Here is a 418-nt window from a genome sequence, read left to right on the forward strand (position 1 = left end):
GTTGTGCTAATCATTTGAAAGTACTCTTAATATTTGTTAAGAAACTGTTTGAGATCTTTAAAAGCGCCTCAATAGAACTGAAATAAAGGCTAAGGTCATCATCATGGCACTTGTGTGCAGCTGTCTTTCACAATTTTTCCACAGTCGTCGACAATTCTCTAGCCAACTAAAGGATCGTTCAACCAACCATCGTTGCGGCATTACTTCAAACTTGTGTAATTCATTGCGTTTAGCGACCTGAACGGTCGCTTGTAAATTGCTCATAACATCCAATTTAAAGTTAGCTCCTGAATAACCACCATCGACTAGAACATTGCGAACATGCCGAAGATCATTGGCATATAAGGCAATCATCGCACTGGCTCCGTCCCGATCAGAAACATTGGCTCGGGTAATATGAATGGCTTGTGGAAACCCG

At 41.4% G+C, this 418-nt stretch carries 1 protein-coding gene; it reads right to left on the reverse strand.

Translation table 11 applies throughout. The features are described 5' to 3' along the window. Positions 1-57: 57 nt before the first annotated feature. Positions 58-418 (reverse strand): transposase (locus tag CBI42_RS11405; protein ID WP_142294140.1); only part of this gene is annotated, 361 nt, incomplete at its 5' end.

The sequence above is a fragment of the Streptococcus sp. KR genome (genome assembly GCF_002238115.1).
Taxonomy (GTDB): domain Bacteria; phylum Bacillota; class Bacilli; order Lactobacillales; family Streptococcaceae; genus Streptococcus.